Genomic DNA, 23,769 nt, shown 5'->3' with positions numbered 1-23,769 from the left:
GTTAAACTTTAATAATGCTATACTTCTCTTCTTTTCCTTCTATACTGCATTACTTCTTCCAGGCTTACACCTACCAGCATCCAAAGCAGCCCCAGCAACATACCTGCCAGCACATCAGATAAGAAGTGTACACCAAGGTATATTCTACTGAAGCTTACCAGCAAAATAAGTATAGCTGTAGGCCAGGCAATAAGGGTGCGATAGGGGCCTGAGTTGTTGTGCCGGTAAAGGAAGTAAGCCAGCAACCCAAACAGCGCCATAGCTGTAGTAGCATGCCCACTCGGGAAAGAATAATGCTCTACTTCATAATACGCTACATCGGCAGGGCGGGCACGGCTGATAAATGTTTTGGCAAACCTCACCGAAAGCCCTACGCCACCCATAGCCAGCCAGAAAGCAATAATGGCCCAATATCGTTTCCGAAACAGGAAGATGAGTGTTGCTATGCCGCCTATGACAAATACAGCGAGTTGTTCGCCCAACTGGGTTAAGGCAAACATCGTTATGCTCAGCCAATCAGACCGCATACTGTAAAGCAGATCTGTAAATTTTTGGTCAGCTACTACCACCCACTCGGCATCCACTACACTTTCAGTTAGCTCAGAGAGTAGCATTACATTTACCCAGCCAACCAGTAACAGCAATGTAAGGGGCAACCCAACAAACATTCTGGTGCTAAACCTATCGCTTATAAAGTCCGAAACTTTGGGATGCTGAATTTGGAAGCGCTGCACAGCAGGTATACCTGTAAACCAATACCTGAATTGAGTGATGTAGTAAGTCAGCAGGTTTTTCATAGATGATAGCTTGAGCAAGTATACGGAACCTTAAACTTTTGTTTATACCTGCTACCGCACTTAAAAAAGGGGTAAAAGCACAACTATCCTGTTCTATATAAAGTACATAAACTTATGAAGGGCTCGGGAGATTTTGTGGATAAGGCCCTACTCGTGGTAGGCGTGTTGCTGCTTTTGGTATTTATGTGGAGTATACCTATAGATCCGGATCAGAACAAGCACCACTATGCCAGCTATAATACTTCCGGGACATCCGGTTCCTCAGCAACCAGTTGGAGCTATTTACGGCCATCTAAAGGCCTTTCGCCACAGGATGTGGTACAAATCCAGTTAAAAGCACTTCAGCAAAACGATGGCAGCGACAGCGGCATTATCACTGTCTTTAATTTTTCTTCGCCGGTTAGTAAGATAAGTATGGGGCCGATAGAACATTTCAGGCTGATGGTGCGCGACCCTGTTTATAAGCCAATGCTAAACTTTAAATCTTACAAAAAAGGCAACATGGTTATAACAGGCAAATCGGCTTACCAGCTGGTGGTGCTCACATCGCAGGACGATGAAAGAGCCACTTACCTGTTTATGCTAGCCCGCCAGACCAAAGGCTACTACAAAGGCTGCTGGATGACTGTAGGTGTGGTACGCGTTGAAGATAACAGGCCAGTTTATAGTACTTAATACCTATAGCTCGATCTCCATTTTTATATCGGCCCGCTCGTAAATGCTTGGTGGCATTGGTACTTCTACAAAACCTAATCGTTTGTATAAATTAAGGGCTGTTTCGAGTCTGCGGTTTGATACCAGGTATACTTTTAATGCGCCCGCTGCTCTTGCTTTTTTTATAGCGGCTTCGCCTAGTAGTTTACCAATCTTCAAACCCTGCGCTTTGGGAGTAACAGCCATTTTAGCAAGTTCATAGATACCATTACCATCGTTAATAAGGGCACAGGTTCCTACAATCTCGTTGTTATACTTTGCCATTAGAATATAGCCACCTTTATCCAGGATATAACCTTGCGGATCGCCCAATGATTTATGGTCAGCTTCTTCCATTACAAAGTAATGTGTTATCCATTCTTCGTTCAGCTCCCTGAATTTAGCAGCATGCTCGGGTTCAAAATCAAGTATGGTTACAGCAGCAGTTTCTGAGGTTTGCATAAAGTATAAGTATAAACTACAGGTGCAAATGTACATGCTTCGGTTATACTTAAAAAGAAAGGCTTTCCTCTTTTCAGAAGAAGGCCTTTTTGCTGTGGTAGAGTTTTATTAATCCTCTAACAGGTTACCGCGCAGCTCACCAGTAGGATAAGTTGTGCTGTGGATGTTGATGTACCAAAGCCCGGCTTTTAAATCTGCTTCCTGCTGTGCTGTAAGCGGTTCTGTTGAGTCTGTGAATGAACCTGTACTTTCAGTCGTAAAACCTTCTATGGGTTCCTGCACACCAGCACTTTCTGTTGGATCAGCGGGACCGTGAAAGTGCATACCTACTACTTCATCATCAGGATTGCCAAGTTCCCAGGTTACAGTATAAGTAAGCACGTTGGTTGCGTCATCGTACGTTCCATTAAAAGTACCTGTTCCATCACTTTCTACTTGTGGCACCTCGTTGTCACCACTTAGTTCAAGATCATCAAATTCCAGGTCATCCTGTACAGGAAGATTATCGTCGTCATCTTCGTCGCAGGCGACAGTAAAGGCAAGTAGCGATCCGCAGACAGCTAACATGCGTAACATTTGAATAGCGGTTCTCTTCATAGCTTTCTGATTTATATTTAAACATCATATATTCTACTAACCGCTTTTTTGTATAGTTGTAACGGGAACCTGTTATTCCGTGAGCATTATAACAGATGGTGTAGATGCATAAAACTATTATACAAATATACCCCTATGCTACATTAGTATTTTACAGGCTTTTATAGTTGCGCTATCGTTGCATCCGGCACTTTTACCTTATCGTTTTTAGACAGTCCTGATACAATTTCGATGTTGATGCCATCGGATATACCGGTTTTAACATTACGCTTTTCAAACTGCTGCGGGGCAGTCTCTACCTCTACGTACGGCTGGTCTTTCTCAAACTTCAGCATGCTTTCTTTTATGGCCAGTACCTTAGCGCGTTTGTCCAGTACAATATCGGCGTTGGCACTATAGCCGGCTCTTATAAAGTCTTTATCATCCAGCAACACTTTGGCACGTATCGGAAATTTGATGGCGCCTTCTTCCAGCAAACCTTTCGGGGCGATGTACTCCAACTTGGCATTAAAAACGCGGCCTTCTATAGCGCCAATGGTCAGCAGCAGATCCATGTTCTCTTTCAGTTTACCCACTTCCGATTCATCTATCTTGCCTTCGAACACCAGGCTCCGCATATCGGCAACGGCAGCTATAGTTGTACCTTCGTTAAAGTTGTTGCGCTCTATAATTGATGTTCCCACTTTTACAGGCACATCCAGCAGCATGCCATCTATAGTTGAGTACACCTGGTTTGAGGATACACCGCTTCTGCGCGAAGCACCTTCACGTACCAGTTGCAGGTTATTTTCAGCAGCTTGTAAGGCTTCGCGTTTCAGGTTATAGTCGGCTTTATACTTTCTGAACTCCTGCTCGGCTATCACTTTCTGGGCGTATAGTTGCTCGTAGCGTTTTAACTCCTGCTTTGCTTCATCAAAGTTAAGCTTGGCGGTTTGCAGTTGGGTTTGGGCATCGTTTACGCTTACCATGTTCGGCACAATCCTGATCTTGGCCAGCAGTTGCCCTTTCTTCACAATTTGCCCGGCCTCTACATAAAGCTCTTCCACAATACCCGACACCTGCGATTTTACCTGCACTTCTTTGCGTGGAACTATAGAACCTGTAGCTACCGTCTTCTTCACAATTTCTGTCTCGAAAGGTGCTTCTGTTTTATACACCACCGGATCCGTGTTCGACTTTTTGTAGAAGTAGTAGCCCAGCCAACCCGACAGGCCTAGGAAAACCACGATAAACAAGCCCAATAATACCTTTTTCATAATTCAGTTATATAGATAGGTTTCGTTAATTACTATGTAAATTATTCGTCGCGTAGCGCTACCACCGGGCTAACACGGGCAGCTTTGGTGGCAGGAATAAGGCCGGCCATAGCACCTGTAAAAACAAGCAGTATAGTTGCCGAAAGCGCAATACCTACATTCACTTCGGGTGCCCCGAAATAGCCAGCCTGCACATCAAACTTATTCATCAGGTACTCTATTAAAGCCACTAAGCCAGTGCCTGCCAGCAAACCAGTGTAGCCTGCCAGACCTGTAATAACTATAGCTTCCTGAATGATCAGGCTGATGATTGACCAGGGTGTTGCACCTAATGCTTTGCGAACACCAATCTCTTTAGTGCGCTCTTTTACTACTATCAGCATAATATTACTAACCCCAATAATACCCGCCAGAATGGTGCCTATACTTACCAGCCAACTGAAACCGGCTATACCCGTAAATAAGCCCTGCACATCCTGGAACTCCTTCTCCACGTTGGCCGATCCAAACGCTTTTACATCTGTGGGTGCTACATTATGGCGCTTCATCAGCAGGGTTTTTACTTTCTCTTCTATTACTTCGGCAGGCACACCGGGCTTTGGAGTGAGCGCAAAAAAACCGACCTGGTTTGGCTGATTGAAGGTTTGCTGCAGCGTGGTATTCGGTATAAATATCACGTTGGAGTCTTCCACAATATCTTCTCCGTTACCAATTGGCTCAAACGTACCCACTATTAAAAAGTAGCTTCCTTTTATGCTGATATACTTCCCAATTGGGCTTTCATCTTTCGCGAAAAGCTGCTCCAGTACTCGTGGCCCTACGACGGCTATTTTGCGGCGTTCTTCCAGGTCTTTCTGGTTTATAAAGCGGCCTTTCATTATTTTGGTTGGCTGCACGTGCAGCATATCAGGAGTTTCGCCATTCACGGTAAACGATGAGCTTTTGGTTTTATAGTTTACTGTAAAGTCGCCCTGTAACTGGTTACTGGGTGCAATTACTTCTACTTCGGGTACATTGGCGCGTATGGCAGCTACATCGTCGCTGGTCATTTGTATAAAGCGGCCCGCTTTCAAACCCATGTAAGGCACACTGGTGCGCTGCGTCCAGATAAACACTGCATTTTTGGCTACATCAAAATCCTTCATGATACCGTTTTCCAGACCTTTGCCGGCACCCAGTAGCACCACCAGCATAAATATGCCCCAGAACACGCCAAATGCCGTTAGCCCCGTACGAAGCTTGTGCTTCTTTACAGTATTATAGATCTCGGTCCATTTATCGATGTCAATCATGCCTTATTTAATTTTGAATAACTGAATTTTGAATGAGTGAATTAATTGCTGAATGGCTTAATTGGTGAGCTCATTTACAAACCAGCTGTATTCACACAATCACTCATTCGCTCATTCAGAATTTACACTTTAATCTGCCCTCAGGGCTTCTATGGGTTTAATGTTGGCGGCTTTCAGGGCGGGCATTAAGCCGGCTATGGCACCGCTTATTACCAAAACTATAGTTGCCGATAGAGCCACACTAAGGTCAACTTCGGGGTTGGCAAAAAAAGGCATCTCCGCTCCCGACGATACCATAGCATATTCCAGCAAAGCGAGCAATCCGGTGCCAGCCAGCAAACCCATGTATCCTGAAAAAGCCGTTATTACCACCGACTCCTGAAGTATCAGACTGACAATAGAAAATGGCGTTGCGCCCAATGCTTTTCGTACTCCAATCTCCCGGGTCCGCTCTTTTACAATGATGAGCATGATGTTACTTACACCAACTATACCTGCTATTAGCGTACCGATACCCACAATCCATACAAATGCCCGGATGCCACTAAATAAGCCCATTACTTTTTGGAATTCTGCTTCGGTATTTTCCACGCCTATAGCCATTTCGTCGTCGGCGGCAAATTTGTGCCGCTGGCCCAGCAACGATTTTAACTTATCTTCCACCTCTTTGGCGGGTACACCATTCTGCGCAGTCAGTACCATCATCTGCACCTGGTTCGGCTGGTTAAATGTACTTTGCAGTGTAGAGAAAGGAATGTAAGCCCGTTCTTCGCGACGAGCACCGTTGTTACCGCCCATTTTAAAAGTCCCTACCACTTTAAAGTACATGCCCCTGATGTTCACATACTCCCCGATCGGGTTCTGTTCTCCAAACAAAACTGTGGCTGCCTGCTCTCCAATTACCACTACTTTGCGCTTTTCCTTTTCGTCCAGTTCATTCAGCAAACGGCCGCGGTGGGCGCGCTCACCGTTCATTTCCATAAAAGCGGGTTCAGCGCCAAAAACCTGGTAAGAGCCGTTCTGCTTTTTATAGTTGATGGTGTACTCGCCCATCACGCGGTTGCGCGGAGCTATTTTATTAAGATTTGAGACTTCGTGGTTTATGGCGTTCAGATCTTCGTTGGTGAGTTTTATTTCGCGGCCGGGCTTCATGCCTTTGTGCGCTACGGCTGTTTTACCGCTCCACACAAAAATGCTGTTCTTGGCGCCACTCCCGAAACGGTTATACACCCCATTCTCCAGACCTTTGCCTGCACCCAATAGCAACACCAGCATAAATATGCCCCAGAATACCCCAAAAGCGGTCAGGAACGTGCGCAGTTTATTTTTCTGCATCGTGCCCAGTATCTCCTGCCATTTATCCAGATCGAACATCTTCAGAATTGCTGATTGTTATATTGCTAAATTGTTAATTCCTGAGCTATACTTATCCGGCAACTATAGTTGTGCCGGCGTCGGAAGGTTGGTGCAGGCTATAGTTCTCGTCTACTATAAGTCCGTCTTTTAGTCGTATTACGCGATGAGTCTGGTCGGCTATGTCGTTTTCATGGGTCACGATCACCACGGTCATTCCTTTACGATTCACGTCTTTAAAAATGTCCATCACTTCGTAGGATGTCTGCGTGTCGAGGGCTCCGGTTGGTTCGTCGGCAAGTATAAGTTTGGGCTGTGAAATAAGTGCCCGTGCAATTGCCACCCGCTGCCGTTGCCCACCCGACATTTCGTTTGGGGAGTGTTCTGCCCAGTCTTTCAGGCCCACCATATCCAGGTACTCCAGGGCCAGTTTGTTGCGTTGCTTTCGGCCCACTTTCTGGTAATAAAGCGGCAGAGCCACGTTTTCCATCGCATTTTTAAACGACAGCAGGTTAAACGATTGAAAAACAAAGCCCAGAAACTTGTTGCGGTAATAGGCAGCTTTTGTAGCCGAAAGATTTTTAATGGAAGTGCCCGCCAGCATATATTCACCGGCATCGTAATCATCCAGAATACCCAGAATATTAAGCAGCGTTGATTTGCCCGAACCCGACGAACCCATGATCGAAACAAGTTCGCCTTCCTGCACATGCATATCAATGCCTTTTAACACATGCAGTTTGTTGTGCCCGACAGCGTAATATTTATGGATGTTCTGTAAGCGTATCATAGTTTCAGGTATTAGGTCGTGGCATTCATTACTTTGCAATACAAGGTACTATATAAATCAATAAATCCAAAAGCTTATACTTATTTACCTTAAACTTCTACTTAGATAAACGATGCATTTACTAAAGTTGGGTCAATCGCGCATAAAATATTAAGTATAAAACCTTTATGGGAGTATAAAGCAAAGATGCGGACAGGATAGTTTAGGTTGCCTGAAGTACAGATTATACTTCCCGATATCCTGAAATACTAACAACAACGCAGCCCGTAAGTATAGCTATGCCTATCTTAAACTCAACACTTCAGCCTGCCATAGCCAATGCCGATCTGCCTGCACCTGTACTTTTCCATCCGCTAAAACACCATTTGGGATATATTAGAACATTTATCAGTAACCATGTTCGTAACCGGCAACAGGAGATTGCACCGGCGCTGCAAAGTATAGGCAGATCGCAGCTTGATTTTTATACCGGCCACCTGAGCCCTGCCAGCATCGCTTCAGAAGTTATTTTATACTTAGACCGGCATCAGTTGCTGCAACCTGATGCTTACCTGAGTTATTTGTCCGGAAGAGATAATCATTACCAAACCATTACTTTATCTGATGGCACGGATTGGGTTTTGCGCTGGGGCGTAATAACTGACAGATACGTACACCTGCACCCTGCCCGGTACGCCAGCCAAACTATAAGAGTAAAAGCTGTATCGCTTAAAACTGCCATTGCAGCAACTATAGCCGCACAGCAACTAAACACATCTATAGATCTGCAACTTGTAAACCACGTACGGGCACAGTGGCTATACTTACCGCCACTTACTGTATTAACGCCAACCGAAGGCGCCGGTAAACTAATAGTTTTACTTAACCAGCCTGAAAACAAAAACGCCACATAAAGTATGTGGCATTTTTAGCGTGTAAAAAGCTAAAGCTTCTTATTTACTTTTCTGCTGCAAATCCGACAGATCAACAGAGCGGTTACCTAGTTTGGTATACTTAAAGTCTGTGCTGCCATTAAAGCGGGTGCCTTTCAGATTGGCTGCGTCAGAGAACTCGGTATATTTAAAGTTTGCCAATCCGTTAAAAGTTGCCTGCTGCAGGTCTATACCTTTTTCAAACTTGGCATATTTAAAATCGGCATTTTCGTTAAACTGTGCTCCTTTAAAGTTTGGTACCACTGGGAATGTAACATATTTAAAGTTGGCCGCATCTCTGAATTCGGCTTTGCTAAAGTCGGCAGATTTCTCAAACTCGGTATACTTAAAAAGGGCCTCTTCGTCAAAACTGCTGCCTGCAAACGACACCTTTTCTTCAAACTCGCTATATTTAAAAGCGGTAGCTTCTTCAAAAGTGCAATTCTCAAAACGTACTTCCTTCTCGAAATTGGTATTGTATACTTCGTTGGTCTGGTTCACTATATTTATGCCGCTGTCCGGATTAAAATAAGCCAGCACATCGCCTTTAAAAGTACAGTTCTCGAAAGTGATCGGTGCAGTTACCGTACTGATATATTCTTTGGAGTCTTCATTGCCTTTCTCTTTTTTAAGCTTCATGTTTTTTAGCTTTGTCATGTCCAGATCGCCGGTAATTTCCGCGTTTTTATAGTTTACAGCTTCGCCGCGGTTTATTTTGGCAATGATCTCGGATGCATCTACTTTAGTTTGCGCCATAGTTAGCAATGGCAGCATGAAGAATGCCAACAGGAAGTATACTTTCTTTCTCATAGTTGTTTAGGTTAAATAGTTTTTGTCTGACTTTGACCTAATAGATGGAGGAAGTATAGCCGGGGTTGCCTGAAGGATAAAAATAATTCGGAATTAAATAAAAGCGCCACTCTTTGCAGAGTGGCGCTTTTATACTTTATACTTCTATACTTGCTTAAATGTGCAGCGCACGGTTTTCGGTAGCTGCTAAGCAGGCCTCTTTCATGGCTTCGGTATAAGTTGGGTGCGCGTGGCTCATGCGCGAGATATCCTCTGCCGAAGCACGGAACTCCATTGCCACAACCGCTTCTGCGATCATATCCGCAGCACGTGGCCCGATCATGTGCACGCCCAGAATCTCATCTGTATTTTCATCAGCCAATACCTTCACGAAACCGTCGGTATCCATAGACGCTTTGGCACGGCCAGACGCTTTGAACGGGAATGAACCAGCTTTGTAAGCGCGGCCCTGCTCCTTCAGCTGCTCTTCTGTGTAACCAACACCTGCCACTTCCGGCCAGGTATAAACTACACCCGGTATCAGATTATAGTTGATGTGCGGCTTCTGACCTACGATCTGCTCTGCTACCAACACGCCTTCTTCTTCAGCTTTGTGAGCAAGCATAGCGCCACGCACCACGTCACCAATTGCATAAATGCCCGGCACGTTAGTTTCCAGGTGGTCGTTTACGGTAATCATGCCGCGCTCGCCCATCTGCACACCAGCATTCTCTAAGCCTAAGCCTTCTGTGTATGGCTTACGACCAACAGATACCAGCACGTAGTCACCTTCAAAAGTAACTGTTTCGCCTTTAGGGTTCTCGGCAGTTACTTTTACAATTTCACCTTCGTTGGTAGCTCCAGTTACTTTGTGGTTAAAGAAGAACTCGAAGCCAAGTGTTTTCTTCAGTACACGCTGCAGTTCTTTACCTAAGGCACGGTCCATCGTCGGGATAATGGCATCCATATATTCCACCACGGTTACCTTAGCACCCAGACGTGCATATACAGAACCCAGCTCCAAGCCAATTACACCACCACCTATCACGATCATGTGCTTCGGAACTTCAGTAAGTGTTAAGGCTTCAGTAGAGGTAATAATACGCTTCTTGTCTAGTGGCAGGAACGGCAACGCCACCGGCTTAGAACCAGTTGCGATGATCGTTTTATCTGTCTCAATCTGCTGCTCGTTACCATCTATACCTGCAATCTTGATCGTGTTCTTGTTCACGAAAGAGCCCAGGCCATAGTAAGTATCGATCTTGTTTTTCTTCATCAGGAAAGCAATACCGTCGTTGTTTGACTTTACCACCTCGCCCTTACGCTTGATCATCTGCTGCATGTTCACCTGCAGGTTCTCTAAATCGATACCATGCGTTTTGAACGTGTGCGCCGCGTTATGGAAGTGCTCAGATGAGTCGAGCAATGCTTTTGAAGGGATACAACCTACGTTAAGGCAAGTGCCACCCAGCACATTATATTTCTCTATGATAGCAGTTTTCAGGCCCAGCTGCGCGCAACGGATCGCTGCCACATACCCACCAGGACCAGAACCGATAACAGTAACATCGTATTTCATCTTTTATACTTTAGGGAGAGCTTTGCCCTCATTTTTGTATTTGATTTTAAGCAAAAAAAGGAGGAGCAAACTACTTCGCTTACCCCTCCCTCCTTATCTAAAGAAATTATACACCAAGAAGCAATCTCATCGGATCTTCCAGCAGCTCCTTCACGCGTACCAGGAAGCTAACCGACTCACGGCCATCGATGATGCGGTGGTCGTAAGAAAGTGCCAGGTACATCATTGGGCGGATCTCAACCTGACCATTAATGGCAACCGGGCGCTGCACGATGTTGTGCATACCAAGTATAGCCGACTGCGGCGCGTTGATGATCGGAGTAGACATCATAGAACCAAACACACCACCATTTGTGATTGTGAATGTACCGCCAGTCATCTCCTCAATGCTCAACTTGTTCTCACGCGCTTTCTTAGCCAGACGGATAACTTCTTTCTCAATGCCATCCAGCGATAATTGCTCAGCATTACGAATTACCGGAACTACAAGACCTTTAGGTGCTGATACAGCGATAGAGATGTCGCAGAAGTCGTTGTACACGATCTCGTTTCCATCGATCTGGGCGTTAACCGCAGGCCACTCTTGTAAAGCAACTGTTACAGCCTTCGTGAAGAAGGACATAAAGCCTAAGCCTACTTCGTGCTTCTCCTTAAACTTATCTTTATACTTGGCGCGGATGTCCATGATCGGCTTCATATCCACCTCGTTGAAGGTAGTAAGCATAGCCGTTTCATTTTTAACCTGAACAAGGCGACGGGCAACTGTTTTGCGCAGGTTGCTCATCTTCTCACGACGCGAGTTACGCTCACCTGTTGCGGCAGGGGCTGCAGCTTCTTGCTTGGCAGCCGGAGCCGCTGGCTGAGCAGCAGGTCTTGCCTGAGCACCCATTGCATCTTCTTTGGTAATACGGCCATCACGACCTGTACCCTGTACATCGGCAGCATTGATACCGCGTTCTGCCAGAATTTTACCTGCAGCCGGAGATGGCGTACCTGATGCATAGGTTTGAGCACCTGACGGCGCAGCAGCAGCCTGTGCGGCTACCTGTTGTGTAGCAGCTTCCTGCTTGGCATTAGCTGCAGCATTTGCCTGTACATTACCAGTTGCACCTGGCGTAATAATGCAAAGCAAACCACCAATTTCTACTGAGTCGCCTTGCTGTGCTACAATTTGTAAAGTACCTGTAGCTTCTGCCGGTAATTCAAACGTTGCCTTATCCGACTCAAGCTCAGCAATAACTTCGTCCATTTGCACAAAGTCACCATCTTTCTTCAGCCAGTTAGCTATCGTTACTTCGGTAATTGATTCGCCTACGGTTGGTACTTTCATCTCTACTGCTTGTCCGGCAACTTCTGTAGCCGGTGCAGCTTGTTGTACTGGTGAAGCGGCTTGTGCCGGAGCGGCAGCTTCTTTTACAGGAGCAGGAGCTGATGCAGCAGCACCATCCTGCTCAATATTGCAGATAACGCCACCAACTTCAATAGTATCGCCTTCCTGTGCAACTATGCGTAAAATGCCTGCGGCTTCGGCTGGCAGTTCGAATGTAGCTTTGTCAGATTCCAGCTCCGCAATCACTTCATCCATCTCCACACGGTCACCGTCATTTTTCAGCCACTTGGCTATGGTTACCTCAGTGATCGACTCACCTACGGCAGGCACTTTAACTTCTAAGCTCATATTTTTATCAATTATGAATTACGAATTTTGAATTACGAATGAAGTATAACTAACGGCTCAAATCAAATTAACTATTTCGTTCCGTTAGCTATACTTCTGATATTAAATTGAGAATGCTCTTGCGATCAGATCCTGCTGCTCTTTGGCATGAACTTTCAGGTAACCGGTTGCCGGAGATGCACTTGGTTTACGAGCCACTACATCTGCTACACTGTTACGCATAATACGCAGGATGTACGTCCAGGCACCCATGTTCTCAGGCTCTTCCTGTACCCAGTATACTTTCGCATTTTTATACTTGCTAAGCTCAGCCTCCAACTGCACTTTCGGGAACGGTGCCAGCTGCTCCATACGGATAATGGCAACATCATTTCTACCATTCTTCTGCTGCTCTTCCAGCAGGTCGAAGTATACTTTACCCCAGCAAAGCAGCACTTTCTTCACTGATTTAGGCGCAGCAAAGTTATCACCGATCACTTCTCTGAAACCACCTGATGTAAACTCTTCGATTGGAGAAACTACAGCCGGATGACGCAGCAACGATTTAGGCGACATGTTTACAGCTGGCTTACGGAACGGCAATGCCAACTGGCGACGCATAAAGTGGAACAGGTTAGCAGGAGTTGTAATGTAAGTAACAAACATGTTGTTCTCAGCTGCCAGCTGCAGGAATCTTTCAGGGCGAGCATTTGAGTGCTCTGGTCCCTGGCCTTCGTAACCGTGCGGCAACAACATTACCAAGCCGTTCATACGCTGCCACTTCGATTCAGTAGAAGAGATGAACTGGTCGATCATTACCTGTGCACCGTTAGCAAAGTCACCGAACTGGGCTTCCCAGATTACCAGTGCATTCGGGTTAGCCATCGCATAACCGAACTCAAAACCTAACACACCATACTCTGAAAGCAGCGAGTTATAGATCTCAAACGATGCCTGATTATCCGCAATGTAGTTCAGGTTGTTGTAAGGTGCGCTTGTTACGGCATCGTGCAATACGGCATGGCGGTGCGAGAACGTACCACGCTGCACATCCTGGCCAGAGAAACGAACTACCTTACCATCTAAAAGTATAGAGCCATACGCTAGCAACTCACCAGCAGCCCAGTTAAGCTGTCTGGTCTCAAAGAACATGTCTTTACGCTCTTTTATAAGCTTCTCGATCTGCTTCAGTGGCTTAAAACCTTGTGGCAGGTTTGTCAGCGCTTTACCAACTGCTTCAATAGCTTCTACAGAAATACCTGTCACCGGAGACTGATTGAAATCTTCTGGCTTAGAACGACGCAGTTCCTGCCACTCTTTCTCCATTACCTGGTAGTTGTATGGCAACGGCTTCTGCTTTACCATATCCAGGCGATCTTGTAGCAGCTGGCGGAATTCTTTATCCATGTTCTGCGCCAGTTCCGCATCTACCTCACCACGACCTATCAGCATCTTGTTGTATACTTCGCGTGGGTTAGCATGCTTCGAGATAAGGTTGTATAGTTGCGGCTGCGTGAACTTAGGTTCATCAGACTCGTTGTGGCCATGACGACGGTAGCACACCATATCAATAAAGATATCATTGTTCACCTTCTGGCGATATTCCATTGCAAAACGCATGGCAAATACCACCGCTTCCGGGTCGTCGCCGTTTACATGCAGCACCGGCGCATCTATAATCTTGGCAACATCTGTTGAGTAGATCGCTGAGCGGGCATCTTCGAAATCAGTTGTGAAACCTACCTGGTTGTTGATCACGAAATGGATAGTACCACCTGTGTTGTAACCCGCCAGGTTTGCCATCTGCGTTACTTCATAAACTATACCTTGACCTGCCACAGCGGCATCACCATGTATAAGTATAGGTAAGATCTTATCCGCGTCTTTGCCATACAGCGAGTCGATCTTGGCACGCACAAAGCCTTCTACTACCGGGTTCACCGCCTCTAAGTGCGATGGGTTTGGTGCCAGCTTCAGGTTTACCTTGTTACCAGACGGAGTTACCACTTCAGATGAGTATCCCATGTGGTATTTCACGTCACCGTCACCCATTGTCAGGTCCGGAACGGCTGTACCTTCAAACTCAGAGAAGATCTGCTCATAGGTTTTGCCCATGATGTTTGCTAGCACATTCAGTCGGCCACGGTGCGCCATACCTATTACCACTTCCTGTACGCCAAGCTCAGAAGCCTTATCAATTACAGCATCAAGGGCAGGTATAGTTGTTTCGCCACCCTCCAGAGAGAAGCGTTTCTGGCCTAAGAACTTCGTGTGCAGGAAGTTCTCGAACACCACCGCCTCATTCAGCTTAGAAAGGATGCGCTTTTTATAGTTGATTCCCGGGTTAAAGTTCAGGAACTCACGCTCTACCTTCTGCTTGAACCACTCCAGTACTTCCGGATCGCGGATGTACATGTACTCAAAGCCGATAGAACCTTCATATATTTTCTTCAGGGCAGCTTCAATGTCGCGAAGTGTAGCCGGACCAATACCGATGATTTCACCAACTTTAAAAACCGTATCCAAGTCTTTTTCAGACAGGCCAAAGTCAGCTAAATCAAGGTGTGCTCTGCGGTCTTTGCGCGGACGAACCGGGTTTGTTTTAGCACGCAGGTGCCCACGTGTGCGGTAAGCATGTATCAGGTTACGAACAGCTACTTCTTTTTCAGACTCGCCGGCAACAACAGCACCTTTAACAGGCGCAGCTACTGTACCTTCTGCAGTTTCGTGTCCGTTTTCTGTATAAGTAGATGAGAACTCAAAACCCTCAAAAAATTTGCGCCATCCAAAATCAACCGACTCAGGATCTTGCTGATAAGCTTTGTACAGCTCATCTATGTAATCGCCGTGCGCATTAGCGATGTAAGTATATTTATCCATAGGAATTACTGCTTTGTATAAAGGCAAAGTTATAAGTATTATTCAGAAATCAAATTACGTATACTCGCATAAGCAAATACTTCTATTACACAGCCACATACAGAAATACTATACTTGCTAATATTGGACATTTACCAACAGGTATTACCTGTTTACTTGTAATGAAGTTTAAGCAGTGCCAGCAAAGCATAATTTTTACTTTATAGTTAAAACTACTTTATACTTCCTGTACAGCTCCTGCCAGAACCTCCTAAGGGCTTATAGTTAGCATTTTATGCACTACAGGTTGTTAAATGCATTTACACTTAGCAATTGATAGCAAAATGTTACTTTCTGCTATTTTTTATCACAGATCAAATCAGCCTATTCCTTTTTAATGCACCCTTTCAGCAAGATATAACTATAAAATAGCCACAGAAACAGGTGTTACTTTTTGAGGTTATGTTTCCTGTTAGTTAGTAAATAGTATAGGTAGCTTTATTCAAGTACTTTAAGAAAATACTTATCTGTAAGTGTATTCTAAATGATATCAGCCATGAACAATATTATGCTTGAAGAAGTATCGAAAGCAATCGGGGCAAGGCTGTTTGTGCAGTTTGTTTATAGCGGCCAGACTTATCTGGTAGAGCCTCACTTGATAGGCCAGAACCAGAGAAAACAAGATTGCTTGTGCGGTTGGAGTGCTGACAAAAAAGACCTGCCCGAGTATAGGGTGGGGTGGCATTGCTTCTTACTGGACGATATAAAAGATCTGAAAGTAACGGATAAAAGATTCTTTAAAACACGCCCTGAGTACGATCCATATGATAGTAACATGAGCCGCATTTACTACAGAGCTTAATTATACTTTATACTTACAGCCCTTTTCAGTTCATACAACTACACTAAATATCCTCAATCAGTCAGATACAGAGAGATATTTCATTGCCATAAGATTCAATTCACCTTAATCATTATGTACAATGGAAACCGAATTGGTACCCCACACTTCCGATGAGCAGAAAATTTCTTCGAAAAGAAATGCTGATGTCAGAACATTAATTGGCCTTACAATATTAATCTGCCTCATGCTCTTGTATTCACAGCTATGCAGCGCACAGGTAATCAGGTCTGCAGCTTCCGGACCATGGAATAGTGCATCAACCTGGGCAGGCGGCACAATACCACAGGCAAGTAGTTCGGTGCAGTTATTAGATGGCCATGTGGTAACTATATCTAATTCTGTAAGCTGTAACAGCATCGAAGTGGTTCCGCCACCCAATAACGACAAGAACTTTACTAAAACAGAGCTTGTACTGGCAAGTGGTGCATCGTTAACTGCTTCAACACTGCACCTTAACTCAAAAAACGACCGCCGCTACACCAGCCTAATAAACAATGGAGCTACAATAACGGTGACTTCGCTAACTATAGGTAATGGTAGTGTAGTAGAAAATATAGCCGGCAAAATTGCCGTAACAGGTAATACAACAAATGATGGCAATTTAGTATTCAATACCTCAGTGCTTGAAATTGGTGGCACCTACAGTGGCACAGGCATATTCACGAAAGGTACTGGTACCGTTAAATACACAGGCTCTACTGTAAGCGGGCAAAGTATAGCTCCGCTTGCTTACCATCATTTACAGTTAGCTGGTAATAACACAAAAACCGCTGCAGGGGCCTTTACAGTTTCCGGTAACCTGCAAGTAGAGCCAAATACAACTCTAAGAGCAGGCCTCTACAACCATAGTATAACAGGAGATATACTTAATAATGGAACACTTGCTTCTGAAACTGCACAGGCTACAAGTATAACTATAGGGGGCGATATGGTTAACACCGGAACAACATCTGCTGGTGCTGCTACATACTACGTTTCAGGCGACTGGGCCAATGCAGGCACTTTGCAGGCAGGTACTTCAACTATAGTTTTACAAGGTAATACACTGCAGCAGATTTCCGGGAACAATACGTTTTATAACCTGCAGTTTACAGGAACAGCGCAGGCACAAATGCTGCAGGATATAACTATAACAAACGGAATCAGTGTTACTCAGAGCCATTTAGTTACTGGCACAAACACTTTATGGCTCGGCAACAATGCTGCGTTAGTTACTCCTGAAACAGATGCTGCCCATATTATAGGCACCGTGCAAACCAGCCGCACACTGGCCCCGGCAATAACCGAAGATTTTGGTAAAATTGGCTTAACCTTATCAAGAAACAACGTGGATCCAGGTGTAATAACTGTAGAGCGCCTTACAGGTGTAACTACCACAATTACCGATGGTACTGAAAGCGTGACACGCCAGTATAATATCAGCAGATCAGATACAAATGACATAACCGCCCTTGCTATGAATATGGAGATGACATTTTTGCCTAATGAACTCAAATCAAAGCCATTGAATGAGTACAAACTATACAATAAAGGGCAGAACCAGGAAGCGATGCCAGTACAGAGTACGGCAGTAAGCACAAATACCATGCGCCATACGAACTCTAACAGGTTTGGTACTTTTACACTTGCCCCACCTATAATGCCGATGCCTGTTGAGCTGGTATGGTTTAAAGCCCACCGTCAGGACCGCGTTATAACTTTACAATGGAAGACAGCATCGGAACAAGACAATAAAGGATTTGAAGTACAGGTATCGGCAGATGGCTATACTTACAACACCATAGGTTTTGTGCCCAGCAAATCTCCAGACAGTAAAGTAGCCCAGGGTTATTCTTTTACTCACAATAACCCTATTAGTAATCGCATAAACTACTACCGCCTGAAACAGCTGGATTACTCAGGTGAGGTCAGCTATTCCAGAACTAATATGGTAGATGCCGCTTCTGCTACTTTTACATTTCAGGTATCACCGAATCCGTTTAAAGATTATGTACTGTTTGCATCAGATGCCACAACTGTACAAGTAACCATGACTGATTTAAATGGCAAGCCCGTTTTAAGTCAAAATTTATCAGTGCAGGATATTACAGCTGAAGGTTATTTTAAACTTAATACCGGTAATTTGGCAACAAGCGGTTTATACTTCCTAACTATACAAACTCCTGAGCAGGTATACAGAACAAAGCTGCTGAAACAGTAATTTATAGTATAGCTGCACCATCTGTATTAAACGGTTGCACCTAATTTACCTTACACCGTACAAATGGTCAGGCTATAGTTTATACTATATAGCCTGACCTTTTTTTTAGAAACAACACATCGCTATACTATGAGAAACACAATCATTATGGCTATACTTCTGGGAGGTTTAGCTTTTAGTTGCAATGAGAATGCCCGCCAGGTTGCCGAAGATGAATCAGCAGAAACAGCTGCCGTTTCAGATACTACCCATCTTGCTACTGCCCTTAAAAGTATAAACACCACCGACATCCTGAACCATACAAAAGTGCTGGCCTCAGATGCTTTTGAAGGACGGGGTCCGGGCACTGCAGGCGAAGATTCTACGGTAAATTACCTGACCCGGCAGTTCAAGAAAATGGGTCTTAAACCAGGTAATCCTAATGGCTCTTATGTGCAGCAAGTACCAATGTTTGGCTTTACAGCCCAACCTACTGCTTCCTTCACTGCTGGTTCTAAAAAGATCAGCCTGAACTTCCCGAACGATTATGTTGCCGTATCGCGCAGGTTTGTGCCAACTATAGATGTTAAAAACTCTGATATGGTGTTTGTGGGCTATGGTATAGTTGCTCCTGAGTACGGATGGGATGACTACAAAGGTCTGGATGTAAAAGGCAAAACTATAGTCATGCTAATAAATGATCCGCCTGTACCTTCTGCCGCAGATGCTACTAAACTAGACAGTACCATGTTTGGGGGCAAAGCCATGACCTACTATGGCCGCTGGACCTATAAGTATGAGATTGCTGCAGAAAAAGGAGCTGCAGCCGCTATTATCATTCACGAAACCGATCCGGCTGGATACCCTTATGAAGTAGTATCGGGAAGTTGGAGCCGTGAGAACTTTGACATTAGCAGTAAAAATAAAAATATGGACAAAGCTGCTGTAGAAGCCTGGATAACTACCGATAAAGCGAAAGAGCTTTTTTCGGCCACCGGTAAAAATTTTGAGCAACTTAAAGCAGCTGCTGTTAAAAAAGACTTCAGGCCTGTAGCTCTTGGTGCCAAAGCTAATTTTAATATCAAGAATAAGCTCCGCGAGATAAAATCCAATAATGTGGTAGCAAAGCTGGAAGGCAGCGATCCAAAATTGAAGAACGAATACATTGTGTATTCTGCTCATTGGGACCACCTAGGGAAAGACCCTAACTTAAAAGGCGATCAGATTTATAATGGTGCTTTGGATAACGCGACAGGCACAGCTGGTCTATTAGAACTTGCCGAAGCCTATAGCAAGCTTCAGAACAAACCTAAACGATCTGTACTTTTCTTGGCTGTAACCGCAGAAGAGAAAGGTTTATTAGGTTCTAAATACTACGCTGAGCATCCGTTATACCCGCTCAATACAACACTGGCAAATATTAATATGGACGTACTGAATGCTTATGGCCCTACAGAAGATGTAATAGTTGTTGGATATGGTAACTCTGAACTAGAAGATATACTTGCCCAGGAAGCAAAAGCACAGAACCGCCAGATCGTACCTGAAACAAGTCCTGAAAAAGGCTCTTACTATAGATCCGATCATTTTGAGTTTGCAAAGCAGGGAGTACCTGCACTGTATGCTAAATCAGGAGTGAAAGCAGAAGGACAGCCAACAGATTATGTGCAGAAATGGCAGGATAAGTATACAGCCGAAGATTACCACAAATTAACGGATGAGGTCCGAAACAACTGGAACCTGAATGGTGCGGTAGAAGATCTTCAGTTGTTTTTTAGAGTAGGCTACAGGATTGCTAACGGAACAGATTATCCAGAATGGAAGCAGGGATCTGAGTTTAAAGAACGGCGTGATAAAATGATTTCTCAACCGCAGGATACTTCCAGAGCACAGGCTGTCGAAATGTAACTTAATTAAATGTAGGCTCTTGAAAAGAAGTATAAATAATCAGGAATTAATTTTAAACCTTAAAATATGGTGCCTTACTAATAATATATAGCCATTTACGAGATTATTTTACCGCTGTCATTAAAATATGGTTGTTTACTTATGATTTAAGCCTATTGCCTTTAAAAAAGGCAATTTCACATAGCAATTAGGGTTACTTCTTGAGCACTTCCGTATAAATATGTACAAAATTGGTTGTTTAACTAATAATGTTATTTATGAAAAAGATATGGAAATCAGCCTTTGTTGTTTTTGCTCTTGCAGCTTTTACAGCATGTGGCGGCGGTGAAAATACAACAGAAACAGAAACTACTGAGCAAGTTGAATCCGATATGGAAACTGAAACTGAAACGGAAATGGAAACTGACACCACTACCGTTCAGGATACAACTGTTAATGATGGTGTAGCAGATGATATGCAGGAAGAACAACCTCCTGTTCAGTAATAATTATTTTATAATCTTAATTTCCAAAAGTCTCTGTCTTTAATAGGCAGAGACTTTTGTTTTATCAAAAATTGAGAATATCTATACAGAAATCCTATTAAAACATTCCCTTTTTGTGGTGCACAAAGTATAATACTTGTTAAATTTAGGGAATGGAATTCACGACCTTATCAAATAATAACATTACAATTAAACTGGTTAGCACTACAGACGAGTTGCGGAATGCAGTCTCTGATTTGAGCGCAAGCCAGGAACTAGCTCTTGACCTGGAGTTTGATCAGAATCGTTTTACTTATGGATTTAATCTGTGCCTGATACAAGTTACAGCAGGCAACGGAGTTTGTTATATCATTGATCCTTTTGAAATACCTGACCTGCAACCTTTCTTCAGTTTAATGGAGAACGAAGCTATCGTTAAGATCATACATCACTCCAATAACGATATCCTTCTTCTTGATAAAATGGGTTGCCGGATCCGGAATGTAATGGATACAGATGTTGCTGCTAAAATATTGAACTATGAGCGCTCATCGCTGGCAACGGTGTTGAAAGAAGAGTTTGAAATTGAAATTGATAAATCACAGCAGTCCAGTAACTGGAATAAAAGGCCTTTAACAGAGCAGCAACTACAATATGCAGCTATAGATGTGGTTTACCTACATCAGGTAAAAGATAAATTGTTAGCTGAGATTGAACGTGTAGGCCGTATGCATTGGCTTGCAGAAGAAAATGCACTTTTAGAAAACTTACGATACACCGAATCTGAGAATCCTCACTTAAGGCTTCGTAATGCATCAAGGCTTACTTTTTACGACCAGTTTATACTTAAGGCTCTTTATCAGTTTCGTGAAAATCTGGGCAAAAATTTAAACAAACCGGCGCCTTACATTATACCCAACGATGCATTGGTAGAACTTGCGTCGCAGCCTGATGTAGATATACACGAGTGGCTGAATCATACGAAAGGTATACATGGCAGGTTAAAAAGTCCGAAGTATGAGAGCAAATTGTCAGAGGCTATTGTGAAGGTAAAGAAAGCTGCAGTAGAGCAACAAATTTCTCATGATTATCCTACTAATCAGTTTAGACGCCCTTACAGAACTCCTGAAACGGAAAGCCGCAAGGAAGAGCTAACTAAGGTACAGGCTGAGATTGTGAAGCAGTATGGCGAGTTTGCCGGCCGCCTCATTATAAATCAAAGTCTTATTAATGAATACAGTTATACAGGCAAGTTGCGCTGCACCAAGAAATATGCAACAACTATAGTTCTAGAAACAGCAGCATCTTTAGGTATAGCATTACCACAGCCTGAAACCGGAGGTTCAGCGGCTTGATCTTTATAAGTAAGTATAATATTGATACAACACATAATGAGTACTTTTAGAAAAGAACATGATTTCTTAGGTGAAAAAGATATACCAAACGAAGTATATTATGGTATTCAAACTTTAAGAGCCCTAGAAAATTTTAATATTACTGGTATTCCTATTTCAAAAGAGCCTCTGCTTATCCAGGCTTTTGGATATGTAAAAAAGGCCGCTGCTATGGCAAACAAGGAGTGTGGTGTATTAGCGCCTAACATTGCTGATGCTATATGCCAGGCAAGTGATAAGCTTATACTTGGGGAGTACATAGATCAGTTTGTGACAGACATGATCCAGGGCGGTGCAGGTACTTCAGTGAACATGAATGTAAATGAAGTAATTGCTAACATTGGGCTTGAGCTGTTAGGTCATAAAAAAGGTGATTATGACTATTTACACCCCAACAACCACGTAAACTTCTCACAATCAACTAACGATGCCTATCCTACAGCTTTTAGATTAGCACTTTATATTAAGATAGGTATTTTCATTGAAGCTCTTAATAAGCTTCAGCTGGCATTTGCACAAAAAGCCGAAGAGTTCAAGGATGTTCTTAAGATGGGTAGAACCCAATTACAAGATGCTGTTCCGATGACATTAGGGGCAGAGTTCCATGGATTCTCTACCACTATAAAGGAAGACATCCTTCGATTAGAAGAAGCCCGGTTATTAATTTGTGAGATAAACATGGGGGCTACTGCAATAGGTACTTCTATTAACGCACCAGAAGGATATCCTGAAATTGTAACTAAGCACCTTCGTGATATTACAGGTATACCAGTTGTTCTTGCTGAAGACCTTATTGAAGCAACTTGCGATACTGGTGCTTATGTTCAGATTTCAGGGGTACTTAAAAGATGTGCTGTAAAGATTTCCAAGATATGCAATGACCTTCGTCTTCTATCATCAGGCCCTAGAGCAGGTTTAAATGAAATCAATTTACCTAGATTACAACCTGGGTCTTCTATTATGCCTGGTAAAGTTAATCCTGTTATACCTGAAGTAGTAAACCAGACAGCTTATTATGTAATAGGTTCAGACATAACTATAACAATGGCAGCCGAAGCAGGTCAGTTACAATTAAATGTAATGGAGCCGGTAATAGCATTTAGCTTGTTTACTTCCTTAGCTTATATAACCAATGCTTGCCATACACTTACAGATAAGTGTATAGTTGGTATAACAGCTAATGAGGAGATATGCAAAAATATGGTAATGAACAGCATTGGTATAGTTACCTCACTTAATCCTATACTTGGTTATGAAACTGTTTCTTCTATTGCTAAAGAAGCTCTACTGACCGGTAAATCCGTTCATCAGATTACGGTGCAGGAGCGGGGGCTGATTGCGCAGTCTAAATGGGACGAGGTGTTCTCGATCGAGAACCTGCTGCACCCTAAGTTCATCAGCAATTAGAGCTTGTGATGGTTCGGAGGGGTCTTTATGGATTTATTTGTTCCTAATAATAAGCCTAAGCCGTTGTGATAATAAAAGGACATGTGACTTATTAAGCTAAAAGCCCCACCTGTTTTGGCAGGTGGGGCTTTTTTTAACTATTATAAAGTAACATTTATGAATCCTCTGTATCTTATCACTACTTCTGGTTACGGTTTTAGTAAACCTCCCACTCCCCAGCCATGCCTTCCCATCTGTCCATCTTTCTTCGTCTTTAAAATCTTTCTAGCTGATCATCACGACAGCTACCTATCGTCTATAAGCATATACCCGCTATGATCGGTGCCGCCCCATCCTCTCGCTACCACTGGCCGCCCTGGAGCCGAGAGTGAACAGGCTTTAAACGCAAAACACCCCGCTCTATTGCTAAAGCGGGGTGTTGCAAGATAGGGTTGGCGGCCACCTACTCTCCCGGGTGTGACCCCAGTACCATCGGCGC

General features: G+C 43.9%; 19 protein-coding genes. 8 read left to right on the top strand and 11 right to left on the bottom strand.

Going from position 1 to position 23,769, the window contains the following annotated elements; genetic code table 11:
- Positions 1-17 precede the first annotated feature (17 nt).
- Positions 18-797: a phosphatase PAP2 family protein gene (locus MJ612_RS18105; protein WP_187034091.1), complete on the bottom strand. Its 780-nt coding sequence runs from the start codon at positions 795-797 to the stop codon at positions 18-20.
- Between the two features lie 114 nt (positions 798-911).
- Here MJ612_RS18105 and MJ612_RS18100 point away from each other — a divergent pair, with 114 nt between their 5' ends.
- Positions 912-1,472, top strand: coding sequence for a DUF4864 domain-containing protein (locus MJ612_RS18100; protein ID WP_187034092.1), 561 nt, complete (start codon positions 912-914; stop codon positions 1,470-1,472).
- Positions 1,473-1,475: 3 nt separating this feature from the next.
- Here the strand turns inward: MJ612_RS18100 and MJ612_RS18095 are convergent, their stop codons facing one another.
- The 6 genes from MJ612_RS18095 to MJ612_RS18070 all read right to left on the bottom strand — a co-directional run bounded on the left by MJ612_RS18095 (position 1,476) and on the right by MJ612_RS18070 (position 7,240).
- Positions 1,476-1,952, bottom strand: coding sequence for a GNAT family N-acetyltransferase (locus tag MJ612_RS18095; RefSeq protein ID WP_187034093.1), 477 nt, complete (start codon positions 1,950-1,952; stop codon positions 1,476-1,478).
- Between the two features lie 108 nt (positions 1,953-2,060).
- Positions 2,061-2,549, bottom strand: coding sequence for a CHRD domain-containing protein (locus MJ612_RS18090; protein ID WP_187034094.1), 489 nt, complete (start codon positions 2,547-2,549; stop codon positions 2,061-2,063).
- A 161-nt stretch (positions 2,550-2,710) separates the two neighbouring features.
- Positions 2,711-3,805: an efflux RND transporter periplasmic adaptor subunit gene (locus tag MJ612_RS18085; RefSeq protein WP_187034095.1), complete on the bottom strand. Its 1,095-nt coding sequence runs from the start codon at positions 3,803-3,805 to the stop codon at positions 2,711-2,713.
- Positions 3,806-3,846: 41 nt separating this feature from the next.
- On the bottom strand, positions 3,847-5,097 hold the full coding sequence (locus MJ612_RS18080; protein ID WP_187034096.1) for an ABC transporter permease: 1,251 nt from the start codon (positions 5,095-5,097) through the stop codon (positions 3,847-3,849).
- 129 nt (positions 5,098-5,226) lie between these two features.
- Positions 5,227-6,471, bottom strand: coding sequence for an ABC transporter permease (locus MJ612_RS18075; protein WP_187034097.1), 1,245 nt, complete (start codon positions 6,469-6,471; stop codon positions 5,227-5,229).
- A gap of 52 nt (positions 6,472-6,523) precedes the next feature.
- Positions 6,524-7,240, bottom strand: a complete 717-nt coding sequence (locus tag MJ612_RS18070) for an ABC transporter ATP-binding protein (RefSeq protein ID WP_187034098.1) — start codon at positions 7,238-7,240, stop codon at positions 6,524-6,526.
- A gap of 278 nt (positions 7,241-7,518) precedes the next feature.
- On the opposite strand from MJ612_RS18070, the gene MJ612_RS18065 reads away from it, so the two are divergent.
- Positions 7,519-8,133 carry a hypothetical protein gene (locus tag MJ612_RS18065; protein ID WP_187034099.1) on the top strand — a complete coding sequence of 205 codons (615 nt, stop codon included), beginning with the start codon at positions 7,519-7,521 and terminating at the stop codon, positions 8,131-8,133.
- Positions 8,134-8,172: 39 nt separating this feature from the next.
- On the opposite strand, the gene MJ612_RS18060 is transcribed toward MJ612_RS18065, so the two are convergent.
- The 4 genes from MJ612_RS18060 to MJ612_RS18045 all read right to left on the bottom strand — a co-directional run bounded on the left by MJ612_RS18060 (position 8,173) and on the right by MJ612_RS18045 (position 15,056).
- Positions 8,173-8,961: a pentapeptide repeat-containing protein gene (locus MJ612_RS18060; protein WP_187034100.1), complete on the bottom strand. Its 789-nt coding sequence runs from the start codon at positions 8,959-8,961 to the stop codon at positions 8,173-8,175.
- A 154-nt stretch (positions 8,962-9,115) separates the two neighbouring features.
- Complete coding sequence (lpdA, locus tag MJ612_RS18055; RefSeq protein WP_187034101.1) at positions 9,116-10,519, bottom strand: dihydrolipoyl dehydrogenase; 1,404 nt, start codon at positions 10,517-10,519, stop codon at positions 9,116-9,118.
- A 106-nt stretch (positions 10,520-10,625) separates the two neighbouring features.
- Entirely contained in the window at positions 10,626-12,197 is a 1,572-nt protein-coding gene (odhB, locus tag MJ612_RS18050; RefSeq protein ID WP_187034102.1) for a 2-oxoglutarate dehydrogenase complex dihydrolipoyllysine-residue succinyltransferase, read from the bottom strand.
- A 102-nt stretch (positions 12,198-12,299) separates the two neighbouring features.
- A complete protein-coding gene (locus MJ612_RS18045) occupies positions 12,300-15,056 on the bottom strand; it encodes a 2-oxoglutarate dehydrogenase E1 component (protein ID WP_187034103.1) in 2,757 nt (918 codons plus the stop codon).
- A gap of 535 nt (positions 15,057-15,591) precedes the next feature.
- Between MJ612_RS18045 and MJ612_RS18040 the strand changes: the two genes are divergently transcribed.
- From MJ612_RS18040 to aspA, 6 genes are all read left to right on the top strand, one after another.
- On the top strand, positions 15,592-15,897 hold the full coding sequence (locus MJ612_RS18040; RefSeq protein ID WP_187034104.1) for a hypothetical protein: 306 nt from the start codon (positions 15,592-15,594) through the stop codon (positions 15,895-15,897).
- Between the two features lie 121 nt (positions 15,898-16,018).
- Positions 16,019-18,139 (top strand): T9SS type A sorting domain-containing protein, encoded by a 2,121-nt coding sequence (locus tag MJ612_RS18035; RefSeq protein WP_187034105.1) that lies wholly within the window; start codon positions 16,019-16,021, stop codon positions 18,137-18,139.
- Between the two features lie 129 nt (positions 18,140-18,268).
- Positions 18,269-20,026 (top strand): M28 family metallopeptidase, encoded by a 1,758-nt coding sequence (locus MJ612_RS18030; protein ID WP_187034106.1) that lies wholly within the window; start codon positions 18,269-18,271, stop codon positions 20,024-20,026.
- A 257-nt stretch (positions 20,027-20,283) separates the two neighbouring features.
- Complete coding sequence (locus tag MJ612_RS18025) at positions 20,284-20,511, top strand: hypothetical protein (protein WP_187034107.1); 228 nt, start codon at positions 20,284-20,286, stop codon at positions 20,509-20,511.
- A 152-nt stretch (positions 20,512-20,663) separates the two neighbouring features.
- Complete coding sequence (locus tag MJ612_RS18020) at positions 20,664-21,845, top strand: ribonuclease D (RefSeq protein ID WP_187034108.1); 1,182 nt, start codon at positions 20,664-20,666, stop codon at positions 21,843-21,845.
- 36 nt (positions 21,846-21,881) lie between these two features.
- Positions 21,882-23,291 (top strand): aspartate ammonia-lyase, encoded by a 1,410-nt coding sequence (gene aspA, locus MJ612_RS18015; protein WP_187034109.1) that lies wholly within the window; start codon positions 21,882-21,884, stop codon positions 23,289-23,291.
- Positions 23,292-23,769 lie beyond the last annotated feature (478 nt).

Origin of the sequence: Pontibacter deserti (assembly GCF_023630255.1) — a bacterium.
In the GTDB taxonomy this organism is placed as follows: Bacteria; Bacteroidota; Bacteroidia; order Cytophagales; family Hymenobacteraceae; genus Pontibacter; species Pontibacter deserti.
This window is presented reverse-complemented; position numbering and strand designations above follow the sequence as displayed.

Coding starts and splice junctions, on each gene's coding strand:
- MJ612_RS18100 (WP_187034092.1), top strand. CDS start 912: ATGAAGGGCTCGGGAGATTTTGTGGATAAGGCCCTACTCGTGGTAGGC.
- MJ612_RS18095 (WP_187034093.1), bottom strand. CDS start 1,952: ATGCAAACCTCAGAAACTGCTGCTGTAACCATACTTGATTTTGAACCC.
- MJ612_RS18065 (WP_187034099.1), top strand. CDS start 7,519: ATGCCTATCTTAAACTCAACACTTCAGCCTGCCATAGCCAATGCCGAT.
- MJ612_RS18025 (WP_187034107.1), top strand. CDS start 20,284: ATGAAAAAGATATGGAAATCAGCCTTTGTTGTTTTTGCTCTTGCAGCT.
- MJ612_RS18030 (WP_187034106.1), top strand. CDS start 18,269: ATGAGAAACACAATCATTATGGCTATACTTCTGGGAGGTTTAGCTTTT.
- lpdA (WP_187034101.1), bottom strand. CDS start 10,519: ATGAAATACGATGTTACTGTTATCGGTTCTGGTCCTGGTGGGTATGTG.
- MJ612_RS18090 (WP_187034094.1), bottom strand. CDS start 2,549: ATGAAGAGAACCGCTATTCAAATGTTACGCATGTTAGCTGTCTGCGGA.
- MJ612_RS18105 (WP_187034091.1), bottom strand. CDS start 797: ATGAAAAACCTGCTGACTTACTACATCACTCAATTCAGGTATTGGTTT.
- MJ612_RS18035 (WP_187034105.1), top strand. CDS start 16,019: ATGGAAACCGAATTGGTACCCCACACTTCCGATGAGCAGAAAATTTCT.
- MJ612_RS18085 (WP_187034095.1), bottom strand. CDS start 3,805: ATGAAAAAGGTATTATTGGGCTTGTTTATCGTGGTTTTCCTAGGCCTG.
- MJ612_RS18060 (WP_187034100.1), bottom strand. CDS start 8,961: ATGAGAAAGAAAGTATACTTCCTGTTGGCATTCTTCATGCTGCCATTG.
- MJ612_RS18040 (WP_187034104.1), top strand. CDS start 15,592: ATGAACAATATTATGCTTGAAGAAGTATCGAAAGCAATCGGGGCAAGG.
- MJ612_RS18045 (WP_187034103.1), bottom strand. CDS start 15,056: ATGGATAAATATACTTACATCGCTAATGCGCACGGCGATTACATAGAT.
- odhB (WP_187034102.1), bottom strand. CDS start 12,197: ATGAGCTTAGAAGTTAAAGTGCCTGCCGTAGGTGAGTCGATCACTGAG.
- MJ612_RS18080 (WP_187034096.1), bottom strand. CDS start 5,097: ATGATTGACATCGATAAATGGACCGAGATCTATAATACTGTAAAGAAG.
- aspA (WP_187034109.1), top strand. CDS start 21,882: ATGAGTACTTTTAGAAAAGAACATGATTTCTTAGGTGAAAAAGATATA.
- MJ612_RS18020 (WP_187034108.1), top strand. CDS start 20,664: ATGGAATTCACGACCTTATCAAATAATAACATTACAATTAAACTGGTT.
- MJ612_RS18075 (WP_187034097.1), bottom strand. CDS start 6,471: ATGTTCGATCTGGATAAATGGCAGGAGATACTGGGCACGATGCAGAAA.
- MJ612_RS18070 (WP_187034098.1), bottom strand. CDS start 7,240: ATGATACGCTTACAGAACATCCATAAATATTACGCTGTCGGGCACAAC.